At 56.3% G+C, this 350-nt stretch carries 1 rRNA gene; it reads right to left on the bottom strand.

Annotated elements, in window-relative coordinates:
• Window positions 1–350 (bottom strand): 16S ribosomal RNA (locus ACTHTA_RS11435); the annotation flags it as partial.

Here is a 350-nt window from a genome sequence, read left to right as displayed (position 1 = left end):
GCAAAGGCCAGGGTGTCGCTTTCGCCACTGGTATTCCTCCCGAAATCTACGCATTCCACCACTACACCGGGAATTCTACACCCCTCTCCTCGCCTCAAGCCATCTAGTTTCCAACGACCTCTCCCAGTTAAGCCAGGAGCTTTCACGTCAGACTTGGACAGCCGCCTGCGTGCGCTTTACGCCCAGTAATTCCGGATAACGCTTGCCACCTACGTATTACCGCGGCTGCTGGCACGTAGTTAGCCGTGACTTATTCCTGTGGTACCGTCCTTCCTCTTCCCACAGAAAAGGAGTTTACAACCCAAGGGCCTTCATCCTCCACGCGGCGTTGCTCGTTCAGGGTTGCCCCC

This window comes from Neisseria sp. P0013.S005 (genome assembly GCF_051958425.1).
GTDB lineage: Bacteria > Pseudomonadota > Gammaproteobacteria > Burkholderiales > Neisseriaceae > Neisseria > Neisseria subflava.
Note: the sequence above shows the minus strand (reverse complement) of the source record. Positions and strands in the feature narration are given on the sequence as shown.